Raw genomic sequence first — 4,684 nt, forward strand, 5'->3', positions numbered from 1 at the left:
GATCGCGGCGCCGTCGGCCACCGCCTGCTCGACCCGGGAGAGCGCGGGCTCGTCGAGGAAGGTGGCGCCCTGGTCGTAGAAGGAGTCCGGGGTGCGGTTCACGATCGCCATGATCACCGGCTCGTGCGCGCCGAACTCGCGCCGTCCCAGCCTGAGCGCACCGCTTCGCATCCCGTGTCTCTCCCTCGAACCTTTGAATCCGCCCAGCAGATCTCCGCCGGAGCCGACTGCGACCCTAACTGTCAGTGCCGCATGGCACGATCGGACCCGGACGAATTCCGCTCCCGGGGAGATACGCGTGTTCTGGTTCTTGCTGCTCGCGATGGTGGTGGTGGTTGCCGCGGTCACGCTCGCCGTGGTCGGCGGAGGGAAGAGTGCCATCCTGCAGGACGTGGCGCCCGAGCAGCTGACGGATCCGCTGCCCGCGACGCGCCCGGTCGGGCGCGCGGATGTCGAGGCGCTCCGGCTGCCCGTCGCCGCGCGCGGCTACCGGATGGCCGATGTGGACGACGCGCTGGGCCGGCTCGGTGCCGAGCTCGCCGAGCGGGACGCCCGGATCGCGGAGCTGGAGTCGGCACTCGCCGGTGCCCAGGCCACGAGAGCCGGCCGCCCCGATCTCCTGAAGCAGCCCGGGGACCGTCCACACGCCCCCTGGGAGGCTCCGGAGCCGCAGGGCGAGGTCCCGCGGCCCGACGAGGAGACCGGACGATGAGCGGCGGCGCCGAAGCGGCGGCGGACGGCGGGCTGCGCTGCCCCTGGGGCCTGTCCACCGAGGACTACCTCGTCTATCACGACACCGAATGGGGCCGGCCGGTCCACGGCGACGACGCCCTCTTCGAACGGCTGTGTCTGGAGGCGTTCCAGTCCGGGCTGTCCTGGCTGACGATCCTGCGCCGCCGTGAGGGCTTCCGCAGCGCGTTCGCCGGGTTCAGCATCCCGAAGGTGGCGGCGTTCACCGACGCGGACCGGGAGCGGCTCCTCGCCGACGCGGGCATCATCCGCAACCGGGCGAAGATCGACGCCACCCTCGCCAACGCCCAGGTGCTGACGGGCTGGCAGGACGGCGAGCTGGACGAACTGATCTGGTCGTACGCCCCGGATCCGGCGAGCCGCCCCGCCCCCCGCGTCCTCGGGGACGTGGCGGCCGTCACCGCGGAGTCCACGGCACTGTCGAAGGACCTCAAGAAGCGCGGGCTGCGGTTCATCGGTCCGACCACGGCCTACGCCCTGATGCAGGCGTGCGGCCTGGTCGACGACCATCTTGCGGACTGCGTGGCCCGCGGCGGCGGTTCCGCGGCCTAGCCGGGAGCCGGACTACCGCCCGACGTACTTCGGCGACCTGTCCTTGTCGAGGAACGCCTGCACCGCGATTCCGTGGTCCTGCGACGCGCCCGCCCTCGTCTGGAGTTCGTCCTCCTTCTCCAGCGCCTCGCCCAGAGTGTGGCCGGCGCCGTAGGCCAGCGATTCCTTGAGCGCCGCGTACGCGACCGTCGGTCCGTCCGCGAGGGCGCGGGCCACCGCGGTGGCCTCGGCGACGAGTTCTGCGGCGGGCACCAGCTTGTTCACGATGCCCAGGTCATGGGCATCCTGCGCGGAGATGGAGCGCGGGAAGAGCAGCAGATCGGCGGCGCGGCTGTGGCCGATCAGCCGGGGCAGCGTCCACGACACACCCGAGTCGGCGGTGAGGGCGACCGCGGCGAACGAGGTGTTGAACGAGGCGGTGTCGGCGGCGACCCGGTAGTCGCAGGCGAGCGCGAAACCGAAGCCCGCTCCGGCCGCGGCACCGTTGACCCCGGCGACGACCGGCTTGGGCATCTCCGTGAGCGCCCGCACGATGGGGTTGTAGTGCTCCCGCACCGTGCTGAGCGCGTTGCCGCCGCCCGACGCGCGGACCTCGGACAGGTTGGAGAGGTGCTCCTTGAGGTCCTGGCCGACACAGAAGGCGCGCCCGCCGGCCGCGGTGAGCAGAACCGCCCGCACGGCGGTGTCGGCGCCGGCCGACTGCAGGACGTCACGCAGCGCCACCTTGGCCGCGGTGTCCATGGCGTTCATCGCGTCCGGACGGTTGATCGTGATCGTCGCGAGCCCGTCGCTCACTTCGTAGAGCACGGAGTCGTCGTGATCGGCCATGTGCGGTCCCCTTTGCGCCTCGTTCAACATGCCTGTCCAGGCAAGCATGGCCGACTTCGGTGAGGGCGAACATGTGACCTGCGTCTAACGATTCCGCCGCGATGAGGGGGGCAAGGGGACGGAGTATCGCAGTCGGATCGCCGAATTGGGTGGTTTTGAGAGAGCGCGTTGCGCAAGCGATGCAGAGCGATGTTGGTCATCGGGGTCTGTGATGCGGGATAATGGCCTGGAAGCAATGTGTTCGATGCCGGTGAGGCAGCGCCTGTCATGGGGCCGCCGGTTGCGATGAGCTGGTTTCAGGAAGGGGAACGAGCATGGCGGCCATGAAGCCGCGGACGGGCGACGGCCCGCTCGAGGTGACAAAGGAGGGGCGGGGCATCGTCATGCGCGTTCCGCTCGAAGGCGGCGGTCGGCTTGTCGTGGAGCTGACTCCGGACGAGGCCGATGCGCTCGGCGATGCCCTCAAGAAGGTCGTCGGCTAGCAGAAGGCGTCCACACTTCACCACTGCCCCGGCACGGAGACCGTGCCGGGGCAGTGGTGCGTTCCGGGGTGCGCTGCGGTGTTGCGGGGCGTCGTGGGTGTTGCGGGCGGGGCTCAGCCCCGTCGTACCGCGCAGAGGAGTCCGTCGCCCACGGGCAGCAGCGTGGCCATCAGCTCCTGGCTCTCGCGGACCGCCCGCAGCAGTTCGCGCAGGCGCAGCACCTCGGCGGGCTGGGCGGCGGAGTCGACCGTGCGGCCGTCTGCGAAGACGCCCTCGAAGCAGACCAGGCCGCCGGGCCGCAGCAGGCGCAACGATTCAGCGAGGCAGTCCAGGCTCTCCAGCCGGTCGCCGTCGCAGAACACGAGGTCGTAACCGCCGTCCGCCAGCCGGGGGAGGACGTCGAGGGCGCGGCCGGGGATGAAGCGGGCCCGATTGGCGGCGAAGCCCGCCGCGCGGAACGCCTCACGGGCGAACTGCTGGCGCTCGGGTTCCGGGTCGACCGTGGTCAGTACCCCGTCGGGGCGCATGCCGTGCAGCAGATAGAGGCCGGACACGCCCGTACCGGTGCCGATCTCGGCCACCGCTTTGGCGTCCGTGGTGGCAGCGAGAAGGCGCAGCGCTGCGCCGGTGCCTGGTGACACCGAGCGGAGTCCCGCGTCCCGTGCCCGGTCCCGGGCCCAGCGCAGTGCTTCGTCCTCGGCGACAAAGGCGTCGGCGAACGCCCAGCTCGTCTGCCGGTTGGCGGTGATGACCCTCTCCTGTCCCCGTAGTTGGCGCAACGGTGACTGTATCCGCTGCACCCGGGAACCCGCAGATGGGACCGGGCGTTAGGAAGGGACAGGGGAAAGCACGTGGATCGGGCCCGCAGACCGGGCCCGGGACAGGCGGACAGGACGTCCCCGGGGGAGACCCCGGCCCCAGCAGGAAAAAGGCTTATCCGGAGCTAACGGGCGAGGTGGCTATGGTAGGGGCTCCACTGGACACCACCAGAGCCGACAGGGGAGGTGCGGCTGCGCCTGTGGATCGGGGAGGAGTGCTGTGGCGCTTTCTCAGGTCGGCGGGTGAGCCGAAATCCGTGACCAACATTGCTGACCGTTCTTCCAACGACTCCGCACCGACCGCGACCTTCGCCTCAGATGCGGACTCCCAGGCGTGGACGCCGCCCTCATGGGAAGAGATCGTCAGCACGCACAGCGGTCGTGTCTACCGCCTTGCCTACCGACTGACGGGTAACCAGCACGACGCCGAGGACCTCACTCAGGAGGTCTTCGTCCGGGTGTTCCGTTCGCTGTCGACGTACACACCCGGCACCTTCGAGGGCTGGCTGCACCGCATCACGACCAACCTGTTCCTGGACATGGTCCGTCGTAAGCAGCGCATCCGTTTCGACTCCCTCGGGGACGACGCCGCGGAGCGGCTGCCGAGCCGTGAGCCGTCGCCGCAGCAGGTCTTCAACGACACCCACTTCGACGCGGACGTCCAGCAGGCGCTGGACACCCTTGCGCCCGAATTCCGGGCCGCGGTCGTGCTGTGCGACATCGAGGGCCTTTCGTACGAGGAGATCGCCGCGACACTCGGCGTGAAGCTCGGCACCGTGCGCAGCCGTATCCACCGCGGCCGCTCGCACCTGCGCAAGGCGCTGCAGCACCGTTCGCCCGAGGCCCGTGCCGAGCAGCGCTCCCTGGCGGGCGCCCTCGTGTCAGGGGAGGGCGGAACGGCGTGAGCGGCACAGGTCCGACCCCCGCGGAACAACACCTGGGGGACCGTCTCGCCGCGCTTGTCGACGGCGAGTTGAAACACGACGCCCGCGACCGGGTGCTCGCACACCTCGCGACCTGCGGCAAGTGCAAGGCCGAGGCTGCCGCCCAGCGGCGCCTGAAGAGTGTCTTCGCGCAGTCGGCCCCACCCTCGCCCTCCGAGGGGTTCCTTGCCCGTCTCCAGGGCCTTCCCGGTGGACCGGGTGGTGACGACGACCGTCGGGGAAGACCCCAGGGCGATCCGGGGCGCTTCGGCGACGGCGTCCTTCCCGTGATGCACCCGCACGGCAGCCGCGCGGAATCCGCTTCCGAGGG

General features: G+C 70.6%; 8 protein-coding genes. 5 read left to right on the forward strand and 3 right to left on the reverse strand.

Going from position 1 to position 4,684, the window contains the following annotated elements:
• Nucleotides 1–171, reverse strand: a 171-nt coding sequence (locus JGS39_RS36675) for a dihydropteroate synthase (RefSeq protein ID WP_219574100.1), incomplete at its 3' end; no start/stop codon positions are given.
• Nucleotides 172–298: 127 nt separating this feature from the next.
• On the opposite strand from JGS39_RS36675, the gene JGS39_RS36680 reads away from it, so the two are divergent.
• Entirely contained in the window at nucleotides 299–712 is a 414-nt protein-coding gene (locus tag JGS39_RS36680; RefSeq protein ID WP_219574095.1) for a hypothetical protein, read from the forward strand.
• A complete protein-coding gene (locus tag JGS39_RS36685; protein ID WP_219574096.1) occupies nucleotides 709–1,302 on the forward strand; it encodes a DNA-3-methyladenine glycosylase I in 594 nt (197 codons plus the stop codon). The genes JGS39_RS36680 and JGS39_RS36685 overlap by 4 nt, the downstream gene beginning before the upstream one ends.
• Nucleotides 1,303–1,314: 12 nt before the next feature.
• On the opposite strand, the gene chcB is transcribed toward JGS39_RS36685, so the two are convergent.
• Nucleotides 1,315–2,130, reverse strand: coding sequence for a 2-cyclohexenylcarbonyl CoA isomerase (gene chcB, locus JGS39_RS36690; protein ID WP_219574097.1), 816 nt, complete (start codon nucleotides 2,128–2,130; stop codon nucleotides 1,315–1,317).
• 314 nt (nucleotides 2,131–2,444) lie between these two features.
• Here chcB and JGS39_RS36695 point away from each other — a divergent pair, with 314 nt between their 5' ends.
• A complete protein-coding gene (locus JGS39_RS36695; protein ID WP_003966491.1) occupies nucleotides 2,445–2,612 on the forward strand; it encodes a DUF3117 domain-containing protein in 168 nt (55 codons plus the stop codon).
• 113 nt (nucleotides 2,613–2,725) lie between these two features.
• On the opposite strand, the gene JGS39_RS36700 is transcribed toward JGS39_RS36695, so the two are convergent.
• Nucleotides 2,726–3,391: an O-methyltransferase gene (locus tag JGS39_RS36700; RefSeq protein ID WP_219574098.1), complete on the reverse strand. Its 666-nt coding sequence runs from the start codon at nucleotides 3,389–3,391 to the stop codon at nucleotides 2,726–2,728.
• 182 nt (nucleotides 3,392–3,573) lie between these two features.
• Here JGS39_RS36700 and sigE point away from each other — a divergent pair, with 182 nt between their 5' ends.
• Complete coding sequence (gene sigE / locus JGS39_RS36705; protein WP_236064539.1) at nucleotides 3,574–4,335, forward strand: RNA polymerase sigma factor SigE; 762 nt, start codon at nucleotides 3,574–3,576, stop codon at nucleotides 4,333–4,335.
• On the forward strand, nucleotides 4,332–4,684 hold a 353-nt coding region (locus JGS39_RS36710; RefSeq protein ID WP_219574099.1), incomplete at its 3' end, for an anti-sigma factor family protein. The genes sigE and JGS39_RS36710, both read left to right, overlap by 4 nt.

Origin of the sequence: Streptomyces poriferorum (assembly GCF_019399235.1) — a bacterium.
GTDB classification, from domain to species: domain Bacteria; phylum Actinomycetota; class Actinomycetes; order Streptomycetales; family Streptomycetaceae; genus Streptomyces; species Streptomyces poriferorum.

What these genes read in the sequence shown, in the direction of transcription:
- JGS39_RS36695 (WP_003966491.1), top strand. Translation starts at nt 2,445, where the DNA reads ATGGCGGCCATGAAGCCGCGGACGGGCGACGGCCCGCTCGAGGTGACA.
- chcB (WP_219574097.1), bottom strand. Translation starts at nt 2,130, where the DNA reads ATGGCCGATCACGACGACTCCGTGCTCTACGAAGTGAGCGACGGGCTC.
- JGS39_RS36685 (WP_219574096.1), top strand. Translation starts at nt 709, where the DNA reads ATGAGCGGCGGCGCCGAAGCGGCGGCGGACGGCGGGCTGCGCTGCCCC.
- sigE (WP_236064539.1), top strand. Translation starts at nt 3,574, where the DNA reads ATGGTAGGGGCTCCACTGGACACCACCAGAGCCGACAGGGGAGGTGCG.